Below are 17,697 nucleotides of genomic sequence, written 5' to 3'. Positions count from 1 at the left end.
CCGGGCGGGTTTTTCCGGGCTTGACATGTGACCTTTTGGTCACCTAACTTGGCGTCATGACGGATGACGATCGGGTGTTCAAGGCGCTCGCCGACCCGACCCGTCGTTTCCTGCTCGACCTGCTGTTCGCCCGCGACGGGCGGACGCTCACCGAGCTGGAGTCGGAGGTGGAGATGACCCGTTTCGGGGTGGCGAAGCACCTGAAGCTGCTGGAGGAGGCGGGTCTCGTCGTCGCGCGCCGGTCAGGGCGGGAGAAGCTGCACTACCTCAACCCCGTGCCGATCCGGCTGATCCACGACCGGTGGATCGACAAGTACACCGAGCGTCACGTCGAGGCGCTCGTCGATCTCAAGAAAGCGCTGGAGGACGAGACATGACCGAGCCGCTGACGACCCAGGTCTTCCGGGTCTGGATCAAGACGACCCCGGAGAAGATCTGGACCGCCATCACCGACCCCGGGTGGACCGTGAAGTACGGCTACGCCGCGCCGGTCTTCTTCGACCTGCGGCCGGGCGGTTCCTACCGCTCGGAGTCGACGCAGGAGATGCGCGACTACGCCGACCAGAACGGTTTCCAGGTCCCCGACACCATCGTCGACGGCGAGGTCGTCGAGGCGGATCCGCCGCGGCTGCTGAAGCAGACCTGGCGGATGCTGATGGACCCGGCCACAGCCGCGGAGCCGTTCACGACACTGACCTACCTGATCGAAGAGCTCAAGTCCCAGCCCGGCGTGTGCCGGCTGACCGTGACGCACGAGCTGACCGGAGCGCCCGCGACGTCGGCGATGGTGGCCGGCTCGCCGCTGGACGAGGCGGGCGGCGGCGGCTGGGCCTGGGTGCTCAGCGACCTGAAGTCGCTGCTGGAGACCGGCACGGCGATGAGCGGGCGCGGCTGACGCACCGGGGGCGGGTCCGGCGCCCGCCCCCTCCCCCGGCGAACTGGACCGACCGCTGAACTGCCGTTGAGCTGCGCTTGAACTACGGCGGGCAACCTGAACAGGTCAGCAAAAACGCGGAAGGATCACTTCGATGAAGGCTTCGAACCGGAACGGTCAGCGACGCTTCCTGTCCCTGCTGGGGACTGCTGTCGCCGCCGGTATGGCCGCGACGGTGGGTCTGGCCAGCCCCGCGATGGCGAGCCCGGCGGAGACCGTCGGCGCCGGCTCCGACCTGTCGGGCTGGGAGACGGTCGTCGGCGGGGGCACCTTCGCCGCCGCGGGCCAGGCCTCGGTCACCAGCGCCGACGTCGCGGCGGAGAACCGTCGCAGCTATACGAGCCTGCGATCGAACGTGGGGCACCGCGGGGTGATGGCCGACGCGCTGGCGTACAAGCGCATGACCGGCGCGACGATGATGAACGTCGTGCACCGGGCGGGCTACTCGTTCCAGCTGCCGTCGGTCCCGTCGACGGCCGGCGGGTCCCGCAACGCCCAGACCGTCGAGGGCGGCCTGTTCGTCTGGGACGGCGCGAAGAGCAAGGTCGACAACGGCACCGCGTTCCAGTGGGTCCTCAACCCCTGGGTGTCGAACTTCGGCCAGCTGCGGGTGTGGTCCAGCGCCAACGGCGGTTCGTGGGTGCCGGCCGGCTACCTGAAGCCGGACACCGCGTGGCACACCGTGACCTTCCAGGTGAACCCGGTGGCTCAGAAGGTGGAGCTGACCGTTGACGGCGGGGTGCTGCCGGCGACGTACACGAAGATGCCCAAGGCGAGCTGGGGCACCGACGTCTCCGCCCGGCTCCAGGTCGAGGCGATCTCCCTCTGGCCCGGTTCGGCTGCCACCTCGGCGCCGGAGCACGAGGTCTGGATCAAGGACTGGAACTGGACCCAGGAGGTCGTGCTGACGGAGGCCGAGAAGGCCGCCGCCGAGAAGGCCGCCGCTGACAAGGCTGCCGCTGAGAAGGCCGTTGCTGACAAGGCCGCTGCCGACAAGGCCGCCGCTGACAAGGCCGCCGCTGAGAAGGCCGTTGCTGACAAGGCCGCTGCCGACAAGGCCGCTGCTGAGAAGGCCGCTGCCGAGCAGGCCGCCGCCGACAAGGCCGCTGCCGACAAGGCCGCTGCTGAGAAGGCCGCTGCTGAGAAGGCCGCTGCCGAGCAGGCCGCCGCCGACAAGGTCGCGAAGGCCCAGGGCAAGGCCGACGCTGCCGCCGACAAGGCGGAGAAGGCCCAGGACAAGGCCGACGCCGCCGCCGACAAGGCCGCGAAGGCCCAGGACAAGGCCGACGCCGCCACCGCCAAGGCCGACGCCGCCGCCGCCAAGGCCGCCGAGAAGGCCGCCAAGTAGGACCGACCGGGCAGCATGACCGTGGTCAGCGGAAGAGGTCGACGACCCAGCTGACCGCGGTCATCACCCATTCGGTCTGGCGCAGATGCGCGACGCCGACGCCGGCCAGGAACAGGCCGGCGACGATGTGCGAGCCCTTCGCGGTACGGCGTTCGCGGCCGAGCTGGCGCTCTAGGACCAGCCGGCCGACCAGCCGCGACAGGGCGAAGACACCGGCGGCCACCACCACCGACACGATGAACACCACGACGGGGGTCGTCAGGCTGCGGCCATCGGACGAGATCGCCCAGATGCCCCAGCAGACGAAGGCGAACAACAGACCGGCGAAGCTCCATTCGCCGCCGCGACGCAACTGACGGATGTGCCAGCTCAGCGGATGCCGCTGGGCTGGCACACCCGCGTCCGGCCAGCCCGTGCCGGTGGGCTCGTGCTCCGCCGCGAACTGCTGGGGCTGGGGCCGGGGGTTGACCGCGGCGCGGCCACTGGAGAACGGCGACGGCGGCGGCGCCGGACGGGCGGCCTGCGCATCGCCCGGGTGGGCGGCGCGGGCCGGGTCCATCGCGCCCTGCTGCCGGGTCGGGTCGTAGTGCGGTGCAGGCCCGGCGCCGTACTGGCGGGTCGGGTCGTGGGGCGGGGTGGCCCCGGCGCCGTACTGCCGGGTGGAATCGGGCGGAGCGGCACCGCCCCGGCGCGGCATGTCCGTCGTCGGCGGATCGGCCCAGGGATCCTGCGGCGGCATGTCGAGCGTCCGCTCGGGCCACTGCGGTTGCTCTGGCATCATTACCCTCCCCCGGAACGGCGGTCGCCGCCCCGCAATCGAGAGTAGCGAGCCCGCAAATAGCTCGCCCTGGCGCGCGCCGTCCGTTACACAAACAGGATGGACGGCACCGGAACACCGATCAGGGTCGGCACTGCGGAGGACTGGGACGCGATCTCGGACCTGCTGGGCAACGTCTTCCACCACACGGCGTCCCCCGAGGAACGCGACGTCGAAGGCTCGGTGTTCGAGCCCGAACGGTCGCTGGTCGCCGACGACGCCGGCGGCGTGGCCGGCCACGCCGCGGCGTACACGAGAGAATTGACCGTGCCCGGCGCCGTGCTCCCGGCCGCGCACGTCACCCTGGTCGGCGTCCTGCCGACCCACCGCCGGCGTGGGCTGCTGACCCGGATGATGCAGCGGCAGCTGCGGGAGATCGCGGCCGCCGGCCGCGAGCCGGTCGCGGTCCTCTGGGCGAGCGAGACCAAGATCTACCAGCGATTCGGGTACGGCCACGCCGGCCCGCGGCTGCGGATGACGATCACGACCCGCGAGGTACGCCTCCCGGAGACACCGCCGGCCGCAGGCAGCCGGATGCGGATGGTCCGCCCGCTGGAGGTCATTCCCGAGCTGAGCAAGGTGTACGAGCAACTGCGCGCCACCAGGACCGGATGGTCCAGCCGCGACGAGCGGTGGTGGCGCTTCGTGCTCTCCGACATCGAGTCCCAGCGTGAGGGCGCGACCGCCCAGTACGGCGTGCTGCACGAAACCGCCGACGGGCCGACCGGCTACGCGATCTGGCGCGTGAAGGGCGACTGGAACGACCAGGGTCCCGACGCCGAGGTACGGGTCCGCGAGGTCGTGGCCGCGGACCCGGCGACGTACCGGGCGCTGTGGCGTTTCCTGCTCACGATCGACCTCGCGCGGACGGCGAGCGTGCACTTCGCCGCGCTGGACGAGCCCCTGCAGTATCTGGTCGACGAGCCGCGACGGCTCGGCGCCACCGTCGCGGACGGCCTCTGGATCCGCATCGTCGACCTGCCCCGCGCCCTCGCCGCCCGCAGCTACGCGGCGCCCGTGGACGTGGTGCTCGACGTGACCGATCCGTTGCTGACGGAGAACTCGGGGCGCTGGCGGCTGACGGCTGACGCCTCCGGCTCGGCGACGTGTACGCGTACCGAGGATCCGGTCGACCTGGCATGCACCGTGCTGGAGCTGGGAGCGGCCTATCTCGGCGCGGTGCCGCTCGCGGCGCTCGGCGCGGCCGGGACCGTGCGGGAGCTGACGCCGGACGCGCTCCGAACGGCCTCGACGGCGTTCGGCTGGCACCGGATGCCGAACCCGACCGAAGTGTTCTAGGTGGGCGCGGCGGCGGTAGGTTCGGCGTCATGGGCGAAGAACCCGGACGCCGGCGCCGCCGCGTGCGTCCCTCCCACCCGGCCCCGTCCGCGTCCACCCCGCCGGCCGACCCGGCCACCGACCCGTCCGACCCGGCCCTGACCGCCCTGGCGACCGACCCGGCCGGCCCGGCCCTGGCTCCCGCGGCCACCGACGCGGTTCTTACCGCCCGGGAGGCTGCTGACGTAGTAGCCGGGGATCCGCCCGAACCGGCCGCCGTGGCCGAGACCTCGCCCGTGCTCGATCCCGAGGACGGCCCGAAGCCGTCGACGATGCGGCCGGGACCCGCCGGCGGCCTGGCGCCCCGGCCCACCGGCCCGACTCCCGGGGCCCGACCGGCGGCCCCGGCCCCGGGCGGCCCGATCCCAGGCGGTCCGGTCCCAGGCGGCCCGGTCCCAGGCGGCCCGGTCCCAGGCGGCCCGATCCCAGGCGGCGGGGCCCCGGGCTCGGGCGCTCCGGCCCGGCCCGCGGGCCCGCGCGGCGCGGGCGACGAGCCGGCGGAACGCGGCCTGCGCGGGCTCGTCGGATCCGGGTCCTCGCAGGTCAGCGTCGGGGCGGCGATGCGGGCCCGGGACGCGGCCCGCCCGTCGGAGCAGCACGTCGCCGACGCCGACCAGAACCTGACGATCGTCCGGCGCAACTGGGTGCCCCGCGAGGATCTGCCCCGGGCCGGCCGCTGAGCCGCCGGCCGGTCAGGACGCCGGCAGCTCGGGGAGCTCGCGGGTGCGCTCGTACTCGGTGAGCTGCCCGATGCGGCGGGCGTGCCGCTCGTTGCCGGAGAACGAGGTGGTCAGGAACGCCTCGGCCATCGCCGTGGCCTCGTCGAGGGTGTGCTGGCGGGCCCCGATCGCCAGCACGTTGGAGTCGTTGTGCTGGCGGGCGAGCTGGGCGACCTCGACCTTCCAGGCCAGCGCGGAGCGGACCCCCGCGATCTTGTTGGCGGCGATCTGCTCGCCGTTGCCCGAGCCGCCGATGACGATGCCGAGGCTGCCCTCGTCGGCGACCACCTTCGCGCCCGTGTGCAGGCAGAAGGCCGGATAGTCGTCCTCGGGGTCGAAGACGTGCGGGCCGACGTCGACGACTTCGTACCCCTGCTTGGCGAGGTGGTTGACGAGGTGGCTCTTCAGCTCGTAGCCGGCGTGGTCGGAACCGAGGTAGACGCGCATGACCGCAGTCTGTCAAACGCCGATCAGAACGTCAGCGCGGCCCGCAGGCTCACCGCGATCTGGTCGGCGGCGGCCCGGGCGGCGTCGAAGAGGGCGAGTTTGCGGGCGAAGCCGTGGTTGACGCCGGCGTAGCGGACGTGGACCACCGGCACCCCGGCCGCGAGCAGCGCGTCCGCGTAGTCGGCGCCCTCGTCGCGCAGGACGTCGTACTCGGCCGTGATCAGCAGGGTGGGGGGCATGCCGGTCAGGTCCTCGGCCGCGAGCGGCGCGACGTCGGGGCTGAAACGGTCGGCGGGCGACGGGACGAACGTCTCCCACGCCAGCTTCATCGAGGCGCGGTCGAGGCCGTACGCGCCGACTTCGTCGTACGACTCGGAGGCCGTCATCGGGTCGATCGCCGGGTAGATCAGCACCTGGTAGTCGAGCGGGGTGAGGGCGTCCCGCTGGCGGCGCGCGGCGACGGTGGCGAGCTGGCCGCCCGCGCTGTCCCCGCCGATCGCCAGCCGCGTGGGATCGACGCCGAGGCCGGCGCCCTCCTTGCGGATCCAGCGCAGCACCGTCTCCACGTCCTCGAGCGCGGCCGGGTACACGTGCTCGGGCGCGAGCCGGTAGTCGACGGACAGCACCGCGCAGCCCGAGCGGTCGGCGATCCGGCGGCAGAGCCGGTCGACCGTCTCCACGCTGCCGTAGCACCAGCCGCCGCCGTGAACGTAGACGAGGACCGGTGCGCCGGTTCTGGCCGCGTACAGGCGGCAGGGCACGCCGTCGGCGTCCACGTCGACCACGACGGGCAGCGGGATGGCCGGGCCGCACTCGGCCTCGTTGGACTCCTCCATCGCCTGCCGGGCGAACCGCAGCCGCTGCGACGGATCGGCGGCGAGCACCTCTGCCGGTGGGCGCCGCCGGATCGCCAGCGACGCCTCCACCTGCGGATGTAGGGCCATTTTCCTTCTTTGGGTGGCGGGTGGGGTGGTCGGACGGATCAGTCGAGCTGGGCCAGGACGAGGCCGCCGCGGGCCTTGGGCGTGAACCAGGTGCTCTTGCGGGGCAGCTTCTGGCGGGCCAGGTTCACCGCCACGAAGTCGTCCACCGTGACCGGGGCGATGAGCACCGCCAGCTCGGCTCGGCCGGCGTCGACCTCGCCGCGCAGCCACTCGGCCGGGTAGTCGCCGCCCACGTACGAGATCCGCTTGTCACCCGGGTCCAGGCCGAGGGCGTCGCGCAGAAGCACCCGTTCCACGAGCGCGTGGTCGAGGTTGTCGACCGCGGTGCCGTTCTCCGCCGGCGGCAGGACCACCGCGTACGACTTGCCGTGCGCGTACAGCTCGACAGTGCCCTTGGCCGGGATCGCCGCGGGGCGCGGCAGCTCCTGGACCCGCGCTCCGGCCGCGGTGAGCTGCCCGACCAGATCCTCGACCGGCAGTTCGGCGACGAGCCGGTTGTACGGCTGGATCGCGACCGACGCGGGCGTGGTCACGACGGCCAGGAAGCGCGGGAGGCCCCCGGTCTGCGCCGCCAGGCTGCGGTGGTTGCCGTCGGCCACCACCAGCTCGCCCCCGCCGGCCAGGGCGGTGAGCTCGTCCTGCTGCGGCCCGGCGGGCACGATCCAGATCGCGTGCGTACGCCCGCTCTGGTCGACGTCGGTGGCGGCGGGAACCCCGGCGGCCTCGGTAGCGGCGGCGAGCGCGGCGTGCAGCTCGTCGCCCTTGCCGGTCTGGAGCAGCAGTACGGGCGAGAGCAGCGTCTGCAGTGCCTCCGCCAGCGCGACCCGCTCGCGCACCTTGGCGATGAAGACGTCCTCGTTGCGGATGACCAGCCCCGGCTCGTCGGCGCTGGTGGAGATCTGGTCGGTGTCGACCACGGCCCAGAGGCCGAACGCGGCGGGCTCGCCGGGCGCGCTGATCCGGTAGAGCACCACCACCTGCTCGGCGGGCGTGTAGCTGCCGTCCGCCTTCTCCTCGGCGAGCCGACCGGCTGCGTCGGGCAGGCAATCCAGGAAGGACCGGCCCACCGACCCCGGCGCCCGGTGGGGCATCTCGATGGCCAGCGCGCTGTGCGGGTTCCCGGCGATGATCTCGGTGATCTCCGCGTCGTCCGCGAACTCGTCGTAGTTCTGCGCGCCGGTGCCGCCAGTGGTGATCCAGGCCCGGCTGATCGGGTGCACGACCGTCATGCCCGCGAACCTACCGAGCGGCTTCCGGGCGCCGGTGAGGACCCCGGGCCCGTCCCACGCTTCAGCTGGTGCGCCGGTGCCGTCCGTACGCGGGAACCGACGGCATGTTCCCCCGGAAGCGCGCCTCGCGGGCCCGGCGACGGTCCTGCGCGGTGCCGGCGATCCCGGTCACGGGAAAGCTCGAGACGGTGACGGGCGGCGCCACCATCGCGGCGACATCGGCGGGCAGCTTGGGGCACACGCTCTCCCAGGCGCCCCGGTGCACGGCGATGGTGCTCGTGGCGACGGTGTCGGACTCGGCCATCGGAGCCTCCGGTAGAAGTGACGGTTCTCACCTTTACAACGACAGAAGACGCTCGTACGTGATGACTTCCCGCAAATACCCCCGATCTTCCCGCCCCGCGAGAGCCCACAGGCACCGCATAGGGTGGGCGTGCAAAGCTCGAGGCCGGGGGCGACGCAGCCCCCTGCCAGTGTGGAGGAGAGTGATCGTGGCCGGAGTTCGTAACCTGACCCAGGTGGAGGCCGCCGAGCGGGCCCGCCTGCTCGAGGTGACGGGGTACGACATCGCCCTGGATCTGACCGACGGGGCCGGAAACCCGGGCGAGGGCACCTTCCGGTCGGTCACCGAGGTCACGTTCCGCTGCACCGAGCCGGGCGCCCAGACGTTCATCGAGGTCGCGGCCGCAGCCGTGCGGTCGGCGGTGCTCAACGGCAAGCCGGTCGACACGTCCGGCTGGTCGGCGGAGACCGGCCTGACGCTGACCGGGCTGGCCGCCGAGAACACCCTCGTGGTCGACGCCGACTACTTCTTCTCCGCGAGCGGCCAGGGTCTGCAGCGCAGCGAGGACCCGGTCGACAAGGAGGTCTACCTCTACAGCCAGTTCGAGACGGCGGACGCCCAGCGCGTCTACGCGGCCTTCGACCAGCCCGACCTGAAGAGCGTGTTCACGTGGCACGCCACCGTGCCGGGGCACTGGAAAGTCGTCTCGAACATGCCGGCGGAGAGCACGGTCCCGGCCGAGGCCGGCGCCAAGACGGTGCACTTCGGGCAGTCGCCCCGGATGAGCACGTACATCACGGCGGTGTGCGCGGGGCCGTACCACGAGGTCCGCGACAGTCACGACGGCATCGAGCTGGGTGTGTTCTGCCGCGCGTCGATGGCGCAGTACCTCGACGCCGACGACCTGTTCCTCGTGACCAAGCAGGGCTTCGACTTCTTCCACGAGCAGTTCGGGATGCGCTACCCGCTGCCGAAGTACGACCAGCTGTGGGTGCCCGACTTCAACGCCGGCGCGATGGAGAACTTCGGCTGCGTCACCCACGCCGAGGCGCACTACATCTTCCGCTCGCAGGTCACCGACTTCGAGTACGAGCAGCGCGCCAACACGATCCTGCACGAGCTGGCCCACATGTGGTTCGGCGACCTGGTGACCATGCGCTGGTGGAACGACCTGTGGCTGAACGAGTCGTTCGCCGAGTGGGCGAGTCACTGGTGCAACACCAGCGCCACCCGCTTCACCGACGCATGGTCGACCTTCCTGTCCGTGCGCAAGGCCTGGGGCTACCGCCAGGACCAGCTCTCGTCGACCCACCCGGTCTACTGCGAGATGCCGGACCTCGAGGCGGTCGAGGTCAACTTCGACGGCATCACGTACGCGAAGGGCGCGAGCGTCATCAAGCAGCTCGTCGCGTACGTCGGGCTGGACTCGTTCCTGGCCGGGCTGCGGGCGTACTTCCAGCGGCACGCGTGGGGCAACGCCACCTTCGACGACCTGCTCACCGAGCTGGAGACGGCGTCGGGCCGGGAGCTGCGCAAGTTCGCCGCGCAGTGGCTCGAGACCGCGCAGGTCAACATGCTGCGGCCGGTGGTCACGATCGGCGCCGACGGCACGTACGAGAGCGTGGTGGTGAAGCAGGAGGCGCCCGCCACCTATCCGACGCTGCGTACCCATCGCATCGGGGTGGGCCTCTACGACCTCGACGGCGACCGGCTGGTGCGCCGCGACCGGCTCGAGATCGACGTGAGCGGTGAGGAGACGCCGGTCCCGGCGCTGGCCGGGCAGCGGGCGGCGGACGTGCTGCTCGTCAACGACGATGACCTCACGTACGCGAAGCTGCGCCTCGACGAGCGCTCGATGGCCACGGTGGTGCGCCACATCGACGGCTTCGAGTCGTCGCTGCCGCGCGCGCTGTGCTGGGCCGCCGCCTGGGACATGGTCCGGGACGCCGAACTGGCGGCCCGCGACTACGTGGCCCTGGTCAGCACCGGCCTGCCCAAGGAACGCGACATCAACCTCACCACGGCGACGCTGCGGCAGGCGGCGACCACGCTGACCATGTACGCCGACCCGCAGTGGGCCCCCACCGGCTGGGCGAAGCTTGCCGAGACCGCCCGGACCGCGCTGGCTGCGGCCGCGCCGGGCAGCGGTTTCCAGCTCGCCTGGGCGCGGGCCTTCCTCGGTGCCGCCCGCAGCCCCGAGGAGCTCGCCGTCCTGCGCGGCTGGCTGGAGGGCCGGGACATCCCGGCGGGCCTGACCGTCGACACCGAGCTGCGCTGGTCTCTGCTGGAGGCGCTGGCCGCCCGCGGCGCCGCGACCGACGAGGAGATCGGCGCCGAGCTCGACTCGGATCGCACCGCCAGCGGTGAGCGGGAGGCGGCCCTTGCGCGGGCGCTGCTGCCGACGCCGGAGAACAAGGCGGCGGTCTGGGCGAAGCTCACCGGCGGCGAGAAGCTGCCCAACTGGCTCAACCGGTCGCTGCTCCAGGGCTTCCAGTCGTCGACCCAGATCGAGCTGACCGCGCCGTACGCGCCGAAGTTCTTCGAGGTCGCCGACCAGGTGTGGACCCGGTCGGACAGCGAGCCGGCCCAGGAGTTCGTGATGCTGGCGTACCCGGCCTACCAGGTGAGCGAGGAGACCGTCGCGCTGACCGACGCCTGGCTCGCGGCCGAGGACCACTCGCCCTCGCTGCGCCGGCTGGTGGCCGAGGGCCGCGACGGCGTACTCCGGGCGCTCAAGGCCCGCAAGAAGGACGCCACAGCCTGACGTTTCCCGTGGGTCGCGAGGGATTCCGTTCCTCGCGACCCGCGAAACTCACGGCGGAGAAACCCACCGAAAACCACACTGCGTGAGTACGCTGGCACTCCGCGGTGATGGAGGTGGTGCGGTGGTGGTGCTCGGGCACAGTTCCCCGGCGCGATGGGCCGCCCCCGAGGGGCCGTGGACCGAGCCGGACCTGCACCTGTTCCCGCAGGACGGCCACCGCTACGAGATCGTCGACGGCAGCCTCCACGTCACGCCACCGCTGGCCGAGGAGCACGAAACCGTGGTCCGGGCGCTCGTCACCGCGCTGCGTGCGGCGGCACCGGAGGGCTGGTGGGTGTGCACCCGGCTCGGCATCGAGCTGGGTACGAGCAAGCTCATCCCCGACGTGACCGTGCTGCGCCCGCGCTCCTCCGGCGCGAGCTGGGCGGACCCGGCAGACGTGGCGCTGGTCATCGAGGTCGAGACCGACACCAGCCGGCGCTACGACCGCCTGCTCAAGCCCGACGTGTACGCCGAGGCCGGCATCGACGGCTACTGGCGCGTCGAGCCGCTGCCGGAGCCGGAGCTGCACGTCTACGAGCTCGGGCCGGACGGCTACCAACCGGCGCAGACGATTCGGGGCGCCGGCCCGGTGAAGGTCGACGCCCCGTTTCCCGTCCGGATCTCGCCGGACGCCTGGCTGTAATCCCCGGCTCAGTGCCGGCCGGCGTGGGAGGCCAGCTGGTCCAGGCCGGCGAGCACGCCGCCCGCCAGGTCTCCCCCGGCGAACGCCGCCGCCATCGAGAGCGCGGCGAGCTTGGCGTCACGGTCCGAGATGCGCCTGCGGGCGTCCGCGCCGGTGACGATCTCGAGGAGCCGCTGGCCGGGCGAGATCGCGAGGAGCACCGCCGTGGTCGCGCCGTCGAGCTGCCGGTGCAGCGCCTCAGCGCTCTCCCGGGTGGGCTCCTCGAGCGGGCCGATGTAGACGCTGAAGGTCAGGCCGGTCTGCTGGTCGGCGACGCGCAGGGCCTCGTCGAGGCGCAGCAGCTGCCGGGTGGTGAACGGCCCGTCGAGCGCCGCGATGCCCGCCTCGGACATCGTCAGCTCCGGCCGCTCGGTCAGCGTCGGGCCGCCGGCGTGGTCGAGGGCGGTGAGGGGCTGCTCGCCGCTGCTCACGATCGCCTGGTGCTCACCAACGGTCACTTGCGCCTCCAACCGGTCCGGGCCGCACCTGCCGGCCGCCGGGACCCTCGACGACCCCCGGCTCCAGCGCCCGAGTGGAGCCGTCGGACGCCTTGGCGCCGAAGGACGGGCTCACCTGCGAGGGTGACGCCAGGAACCAGATCGGGCGGAAGTCGTACGGCCGGCCGGGCCGGTAGCGGCGGTCGGGCCGGCTGCCGCGCCCACCGGCGGCGACGAGGGCCGCCACCACGACGATCACCGTTAATGGGATCGCCGCGTAGACCAGAAACGTGCTGAATATCGACAACCTCAACGCCCCCAGGCGTCAAAAGGAACCGGGCCAAGTCACTGTCTTCCCAGTGATCCGAACGTCAATCACGGTAGCTGAGTGTGCGGCGTCACGAAGCGGCGGGTGTCAAGACCCACTACGTGGGATGTCCCTGACCACGCGAAATCGGCCCGGAGGTGCGAAAATCACCTTCACGCGCCGTCCGCGACGTTTCCGCCCCGGACGGCAGGAGGGGGAGATCATGCGCCCATCCGTCCCGGCCGCTTGCGCGGCGCTCGCCCTGGCCGTGCCCGTGGTCCTGCTGCCGGATTCCCCCGCGCGGGCGGCCACCGTCTTCGTCGAGACCAACCCCAGCACCGTACGGGCCGGCGACGAGGTCGGGATCCGCGCCAGCTGCGACGACAACCTGACCGCCGCCAAGGTGACGGCCGAGCCGCTGGGCACGGTGACGGTCTCCCCCCGGTACGGCTTCCTGACGGCCACCGCCCGCGTCCCCGCCGCCACCGACGCGGGCGCCTACCCGGTGGGCCTGCGCTGCCCCGACGGCAAGGTGGCCACCAGCACCCTGCACGTGGTCGTCAAGGTGGAGCCGAAACGCGGCCCCGCTACCGGTGGGGGCGGCACCGCACCGGGCAGGTCCGCGCCGATGCTGATCGGCGGGGGCGCCACGGCGGTCGCGGCCGGCCTCGTCCTGGGCGTGGCGGCGCTGCGCCGCCGCCGGCCGAGCTGAGGCGGGGCCGATGTCACGCCCGGTACGGCCGACCCCGGCCGTTCCCGGTCCCCCCATGCCCGAGTCGGTGCTCCGCCGCCGCCCCGCCGAGATCGTGGCGGGAACGGTGCCCGAGAAGGCGGCACCGCGCGTGCCGCCCCCCTCGCTACCGCGTCGGAGAAGGCTTCCCGCTCCCCCACCCGTACGCGGCCGTCGCGCCGTGCCGATGGGTCTCATCGCCGTGCTGCTGGTCTTCGTCGGACTGTTCACCGTGGGCGTGGGCCTTGGGGCGGCGACCGGCTTCAACCTCGGCGACCTCTTCCGGGGGCCGGACAAGCCGCCGCCGCGCGACTTCCCGGTGCTGGAGCCCAGCCGTCCGCAGCGCCTGACGATTCCCGCCATCGATGTGGCGGCGCCGATCCTGACTGTCGGGCTGGCGGAGGACGGGTCGGTGGCCGTACCGCCGTTGAACCGGCACAACGAGGCGGGCTGGTTCGGCGGGGGCCCCACGCCGGGGCAGTACGGGCCGGCGCTGATCGTGGGGCATGCCGACACCCGTACCGGTCCCTCGGTCTTCCATCGGCTCCGCGAGCTGAAGCCGGGGCAGAAGATCGAGGTCCTGCGGGAGGACGACGAGACGGCCGTCTTCCAGGTGAACTCGGTGGAGCGCTACGGCAAGGAGAAGCTGCCGATCCGGCGCGTCTACGGCGACTACAGCAGACCGTCGCTGCGCCTGGTGACCTGCGGGGGCACGTGGCTCGGCGGCGAGCGCGGCTACTCCGACAACATCGTCGTCTTCGCCTCGTTGATCGGCACCAAGCCGGTCGGCGCCGACCGGCGGTAGCGGTCAGGCCGCCTCGGCCTCGACCGGCGTGGGCAGGTCGAGCCAGTCCGCCCACCGCGGGTCGGGGGTGCGGTGGCCGAGCACCCGCCAGGCCACGCCGCGCGGCGCCTGGGGCGGCGCGTGCAGGCGCCAGCCCAGCTCCGCGGGGGTCTTGTCGCCCTTGCTGTGATTGCACTTCGCGCACGCAGCGACGACGTTCTCCCAGGCGTGCAGGCCGCCCCGGCTGCGGGGGAAGACGTGGTCGATCGTCTCGGCGGAGCCGCGGCAGTAGGCGCACCGGCCGCCGTCGCGGGCGAAGATGGCCCGTCGCGAGAGTCCTACGTGGGTGCGGTACGGAACCTTCACGTACCGGGTCAGCCGGACGACGGAGGGCACCGGGAGGGCGTGGCGTGCGCTGTGCAGAATCCCGTCCCCGTCGGAGACGCATTCCGCCTTGGCGGTCAGCACGAGGATGGTCGCTCGACGCACCGATACGACGCACAGCGGCTCGTAGGTGGCGTTCAGAACCAACGCGGAAGAGCCCACTGCGGGTCGTATGTCAGGCATCGCGATCACCCTTCGGTGGAGGTGCTTGTAACCGCTCCCGGTGTGTTTGAAGTCGCATGCGAGGTCCGCCGAGGGCCTGTGAACGCCGATCCTCGTCCGCCAATAGTCCCTGATGAATGACGAATTGGCGAGCACAATCTGTGGCCGCGACGTAAACGTCTGAGGTCTCGTGCGAGGATGTCCGGTTCCCGGTCCGGGCCCGGCGGCCGGTACGGTGAGGACCCGTGATCCTGTTAGCCCCGCCCACCCCGCCGCCGTCCACCGACGTGATCGTCGACCAGACACCGCTGTCCGAACGCTGCAAGTCGGATGTGCTGTGTACGTGGATCTACGACAGCACCAACCACAATCAGTGGCTGGCCAACAGCGGCTACGTCCTGATCAGCAAGCCGTTGCGGATCCTGGCGATCATCCTTCTCGCCCTGCTGATCCGCTGGTTGCTGCACCGGGCGATCCGGCGGCTGACCACGTCCACCTCCCGGGCCGAGATGCCGGCGCTGCTGAAGCCCTTGCGCGAACGCACGGCCAAGCAGCCGGAAGCGGCGGAGAACCAGTTCATCCCGGAGCGCCGCCGCCAGCGGGCCGAGGCGATCGGCTCGGTGCTGCGCAGCTTCGTGACCGCAGTCATCGCCACGATGGCCGGCTTGCTGGTGATGGGCGAGCTCGGCTTCAACCTGGCCCCCTTGCTGGCCAGCGCGGGCATCGTCGGCGTCGCCCTGGGTTTCGGCGCGCAGAGCCTGGTCAAGGACCTCATAGCCGGCCTGTTCATGCTTCTGGAGGACCAGTACGGCGTCGGTGACTCGGTGGACCTCGGCGACGCCGTCGGTGTGGTGGAGACGGTCGGGCTGCGCGTCACGACCGTGCGCGACATGCGCGGCGTGCTGTGGTACATCCGCAACGGCGAGATCGTCCGGGTCGGCAACAAAAGCCAGGGCTGGGCGATGGTGGTCATCGACATCCCGATCGGCTTCGTGAACTCCGAGGAGGCGTCCGCCGTGCTCCGCCGGGCGGCGCTGGCGCTGGCGGACGAGCCCGAGCACGCGACCGAGTTCCTCGAGCCGCCCGACGTGATCGGCGTGGAACAGATGACCGTCGACGGCGCGGTCATCCGGACGATCGCCAAGACCACGGCGGACGGTCAGCCCGTCGTCCAACGTGAACTCCGCCGCCGGCTCACCGAGGCGCTGGAGAGCGCGGGCATCTCCGAACGCATCGCGATCTCGCGCATGCTGCCCCGATCGGCCGTGCCACCGGCGTTCCCGGGCCCCTCGCAGGATTCGTCGAGCACGCCCGGAGGTGCTACCTGACCTGCTGATACGGCATGATGGGGGATGTCCGCCCTCGACCGATTGGCCGATAATCCCCCCGTACGCCCTAGCCAGGGCTCGGCCGATCGGGCAGAATCGTGCAAGACGCATCTGCACATGCAGCGTCACGTACGCAGCCGGGAAGTGCGCACCGCCGGAACCCCGGTGACCGGCGTCCGTGACCGACCGCCGTCGGCGATCCCGCCGGCCGTCGCCATCGATGGAGGGCCCGGGTGTCCGACGACCGACCCGCTGCGCAACCCGGCGACAGAGCCGGCGGCGCAACGGAGCCGGACCGCCCGGTGACCTTCCGGGACGTCTTCGCGAACCGCGAATACCGCGCGCTGTACGTGTCCCTGATCGTCAACTGGGTCGGCGATTACCTGGCCCGTGCGGCCATCATCACCCTCGTCTACCAGCAGAGCGAGTCGGTGCTGCTGTCGGCCGCCTCGTTCGCGGTGAGCTACCTCCCGTGGATCATCGGCGGGCCGGTGCTGGCGGCGGTCGCCGAGCGCTATCCGTACCGCCGGGTTCTGATCGCCTCGGACCTGGCGCGTGCCCTCCCGATCGCGCTCATCGCCCTGCCGGGCATGCCCGTCCCCGCGATCTTCGCGCTGCTGTTCCTCGCGATGCTGGGCGCTCCGCCCACGCAGGCCGCGCGGTCCGCGCTCATCCCGCTCATGGTCCGGCGTGAGCACGTCGTCACCGTGCTGGCCGTGAACTCCTCGACGGCGCAGGCGGCGCAGGTCTTCGGTTACCTGGTCGGCGCCACCGTGGCCGTCGCCGTCGACGCCCGGCTCGGCATCGCCCTGGACGCGGTGTCCTTCCTCGTCTCGGCCGCCATCATCGCGATCGGCATCCGGCCACGGCCGGCCGCTGCCAGCCCCGCCGAGCGCCGCCATCTGCTGCGCGAGACCAGCGAGGGATACCGGCTCGTCTTCGGTACGCGGCTGCTGCGGTCGATCGCCCTGATGGTCTTCGCGCTCACGACGTTCACGATCCTGCCCGAGGGCCTCGCGGCCGGCTGGGCGGCGCTGTTCCACGCCGACCCGGCGGGCCGCGGCTTCGACCAGGGCCTGATCATGGCGGCCGGGCCGGTCGGGTTCGTGGTCGGCGGTCTCGTGGTGGGCCGGCTGGTGCCGCCGTCGCGCAAGACGCAGCTGGTCAGGCCGTTCGCCGTGCTGATGCCGCTGGCGCTGGCGCTGACCGCCTGGGCACCCAACGCCACCGTGGTGGCCGTCCTCGTGACGATCTCCGGGATAGCCCAGGGCGTGCTCATGCCGACGCTCAACGCGGTGTTCGTGCTCGCCCTGCCGCACGGCTACCGGGCCCGCGCGTACGGCGTGATGCAGGGAGGCATGCAGCTCACCCAGGGCCTCGCCGCCATCCTCAGCGGCGGCATCGCCCAGCACACGTCGATCCCGCTGGTCATGGGGCTCTGGAGCCTCGGCGGACTGGTCCTGATGGCGACGCTCGCCGCCCGCTGGCCGGGCCGGGCCGCGGCCGCCGGCGAGACCACGACCGCCGCGCGCGAGCCGGGCCCGCCCAAGGACGATCGGCCCGACCGGTCCGCCATGCGCGTCACACCCGGCCGGGTGCGCCCGACCGCTGCTGGCAGACTGGACGGGTGAGCGAGGTCAGCTTCTTCGAGGCGGTGGGTGGCGAACCCACCTTCCGCCGGCTCGTCGACCGGTTCTACGAGGGCGTCGCCAAGGATCCCCTGCTGCGCCCGATGTATCCGGAGGAGGACCTCGGGCCGGCCGCCGAGCGGCTGACGCTCTTCCTGATGCAGTACTGGGGTGGGCCGAACACCTACTCGGCCGGCCGGGGCCACCCGCGCCTGCGGATGCGTCACGCGCCGTTCCGGGTCGGCCCCGAGGAACGCGACGCGTGGCTGCTGCACATGCGCGAGGCCGTCGACTCGCTCGAGCTGCCGGAGGCGCAGCACGCCGCTCTGTGGGAGTACATGGAACGCGCGGCCTACTTCATGGTCAACACCATGGACGCGAGTCCCTGAG

At 72.1% G+C, this 17,697-nt stretch carries 19 protein-coding genes and 1 pseudogene; 12 read left to right on the top strand and 8 right to left on the bottom strand.

From position 1 onward, the window contains the following. The first annotated feature begins 56 nt into the window (after nt 1-56). The 3 genes from AB0368_RS32195 to AB0368_RS32185 all read left to right on the top strand — a co-directional run bounded on the left by AB0368_RS32195 (nt 57) and on the right by AB0368_RS32185 (nt 2,282). Complete coding sequence (locus AB0368_RS32195; protein ID WP_366157778.1) at nt 57-377, top strand: metalloregulator ArsR/SmtB family transcription factor; 321 nt, start codon at nt 57-59, stop codon at nt 375-377. Next, entirely contained in the window at nt 374-895 is a 522-nt protein-coding gene (locus AB0368_RS32190) for an SRPBCC domain-containing protein (RefSeq protein WP_366157777.1), read from the top strand. The genes AB0368_RS32195 and AB0368_RS32190 overlap by 4 nt, the downstream gene beginning before the upstream one ends. A 133-nt stretch (nt 896-1,028) precedes the next feature. Next, nucleotides 1,029-2,282 carry a hypothetical protein gene (locus tag AB0368_RS32185; RefSeq protein ID WP_366157776.1) on the top strand — a complete coding sequence of 418 codons (1,254 nt, stop codon included), beginning with the start codon at nt 1,029-1,031 and terminating at the stop codon, nt 2,280-2,282. Nucleotides 2,283-2,307: 25 nt separating this feature from the next. Here the strand turns inward: AB0368_RS32185 and AB0368_RS32180 are convergent, their stop codons facing one another. After that, nucleotides 2,308-3,060, bottom strand: coding sequence for a DNA-directed RNA polymerase II (locus tag AB0368_RS32180; protein ID WP_366157775.1), 753 nt, complete (start codon nt 3,058-3,060; stop codon nt 2,308-2,310). Between the two features lie 99 nt (nt 3,061-3,159). Between AB0368_RS32180 and AB0368_RS32175 the strand changes: the two genes are divergently transcribed. Together AB0368_RS32175 and AB0368_RS32170 are read left to right on the top strand one after the other, a co-directional pair. Then, nucleotides 3,160-4,398, top strand: a complete 1,239-nt coding sequence (locus AB0368_RS32175; protein ID WP_366157774.1) for a GNAT family N-acetyltransferase — start codon at nt 3,160-3,162, stop codon at nt 4,396-4,398. 496 nt (nt 4,399-4,894) lie between these two features. Then, a pseudogene (locus AB0368_RS32170) lies at nt 4,895-5,117 on the top strand (hypothetical protein); the annotation flags it as partial. Nucleotides 5,118-5,129: 12 nt separating this feature from the next. Here the strand turns inward: AB0368_RS32170 and AB0368_RS32165 are convergent. The 4 genes from AB0368_RS32165 to AB0368_RS32150 all read right to left on the bottom strand — a co-directional run bounded on the left by AB0368_RS32165 (nt 5,130) and on the right by AB0368_RS32150 (nt 8,080). Beyond that, entirely contained in the window at nt 5,130-5,603 is a 474-nt protein-coding gene (locus tag AB0368_RS32165; protein ID WP_366157773.1) for a ribose-5-phosphate isomerase, read from the bottom strand. A gap of 23 nt (nt 5,604-5,626) precedes the next feature. Next, the gene (locus AB0368_RS32160; protein ID WP_366157772.1) at nt 5,627-6,547 is read right to left on the bottom strand and encodes an alpha/beta hydrolase; all 921 of its coding nucleotides are present in this window, start codon (nt 6,545-6,547) and stop codon (nt 5,627-5,629) included. A 38-nt stretch (nt 6,548-6,585) separates the two neighbouring features. After that, a complete protein-coding gene (locus AB0368_RS32155) occupies nt 6,586-7,776 on the bottom strand; it encodes a DUF1015 family protein (RefSeq protein ID WP_366157771.1) in 1,191 nt (396 codons plus the stop codon). Nucleotides 7,777-7,837: 61 nt separating this feature from the next. Next, the gene (locus tag AB0368_RS32150) at nt 7,838-8,080 is read right to left on the bottom strand and encodes a hypothetical protein (protein WP_366157770.1); all 243 of its coding nucleotides are present in this window, start codon (nt 8,078-8,080) and stop codon (nt 7,838-7,840) included. Between the two features lie 187 nt (nt 8,081-8,267). Here AB0368_RS32150 and pepN point away from each other — a divergent pair, with 187 nt between their 5' ends. Both pepN and AB0368_RS32140 read left to right on the top strand, forming a co-directional pair. Continuing rightward, a complete protein-coding gene (gene pepN / locus AB0368_RS32145) occupies nt 8,268-10,823 on the top strand; it encodes an aminopeptidase N (RefSeq protein WP_366157769.1) in 2,556 nt (851 codons plus the stop codon). A gap of 121 nt (nt 10,824-10,944) precedes the next feature. Beyond that, nucleotides 10,945-11,508, top strand: coding sequence for a Uma2 family endonuclease (locus tag AB0368_RS32140; protein ID WP_366157768.1), 564 nt, complete (start codon nt 10,945-10,947; stop codon nt 11,506-11,508). A gap of 8 nt (nt 11,509-11,516) precedes the next feature. Here AB0368_RS32140 and AB0368_RS32135 read toward each other — a convergent pair whose 3' ends face one another. After that, complete coding sequence (locus AB0368_RS32135; protein ID WP_366157801.1) at nt 11,517-11,900, bottom strand: DUF5130 family protein; 384 nt, start codon at nt 11,898-11,900, stop codon at nt 11,517-11,519. A 91-nt stretch (nt 11,901-11,991) separates the two neighbouring features. Beyond that, nucleotides 11,992-12,243, bottom strand: coding sequence for a hypothetical protein (locus tag AB0368_RS32130; RefSeq protein WP_366157767.1), 252 nt, complete (start codon nt 12,241-12,243; stop codon nt 11,992-11,994). A 271-nt stretch (nt 12,244-12,514) separates the two neighbouring features. Here AB0368_RS32130 and AB0368_RS32125 point away from each other — a divergent pair, with 271 nt between their 5' ends. Both AB0368_RS32125 and AB0368_RS32120 read left to right on the top strand, forming a co-directional pair. Continuing rightward, nucleotides 12,515-13,003: a hypothetical protein gene (locus AB0368_RS32125; RefSeq protein ID WP_366157766.1), complete on the top strand. Its 489-nt coding sequence runs from the start codon at nt 12,515-12,517 to the stop codon at nt 13,001-13,003. 205 nt (nt 13,004-13,208) lie between these two features. Next, a complete protein-coding gene (locus AB0368_RS32120) occupies nt 13,209-13,826 on the top strand; it encodes a class F sortase (protein ID WP_366157800.1) in 618 nt (205 codons plus the stop codon). Between the two features lie 3 nt (nt 13,827-13,829). Here the strand turns inward: AB0368_RS32120 and AB0368_RS32115 are convergent, their stop codons facing one another. After that, nucleotides 13,830-14,372: an HNH endonuclease gene (locus AB0368_RS32115; RefSeq protein ID WP_366157765.1), complete on the bottom strand. Its 543-nt coding sequence runs from the start codon at nt 14,370-14,372 to the stop codon at nt 13,830-13,832. Between the two features lie 311 nt (nt 14,373-14,683). Here AB0368_RS32115 and AB0368_RS32110 point away from each other — a divergent pair, with 311 nt between their 5' ends. The 3 genes from AB0368_RS32110 to AB0368_RS32100 all read left to right on the top strand — a co-directional run bounded on the left by AB0368_RS32110 (nt 14,684) and on the right by AB0368_RS32100 (nt 17,696). After that, nucleotides 14,684-15,679: a mechanosensitive ion channel family protein gene (locus AB0368_RS32110; RefSeq protein WP_366157799.1), complete on the top strand. Its 996-nt coding sequence runs from the start codon at nt 14,684-14,686 to the stop codon at nt 15,677-15,679. Nucleotides 15,680-15,912: 233 nt separating this feature from the next. Beyond that, entirely contained in the window at nt 15,913-17,310 is a 1,398-nt protein-coding gene (locus tag AB0368_RS32105; RefSeq protein WP_366157764.1) for an MFS transporter, read from the top strand. Further along, entirely contained in the window at nt 17,307-17,696 is a 390-nt protein-coding gene (locus tag AB0368_RS32100) for a globin (RefSeq protein WP_366157763.1), read from the top strand. Before AB0368_RS32105 ends, AB0368_RS32100 begins: the two co-directional genes overlap by 4 nt. Nucleotide 17,697 lies beyond the last annotated feature (1 nt).

Origin of the sequence: Actinoplanes sp. NPDC051475, assembly GCF_040689425.1 — a bacterium.
GTDB lineage: Bacteria > Actinomycetota > Actinomycetes > Mycobacteriales > Micromonosporaceae > Actinoplanes.
Note: the sequence above shows the minus strand (reverse complement) of the source record. Positions and strands in the feature narration are given on the sequence as shown.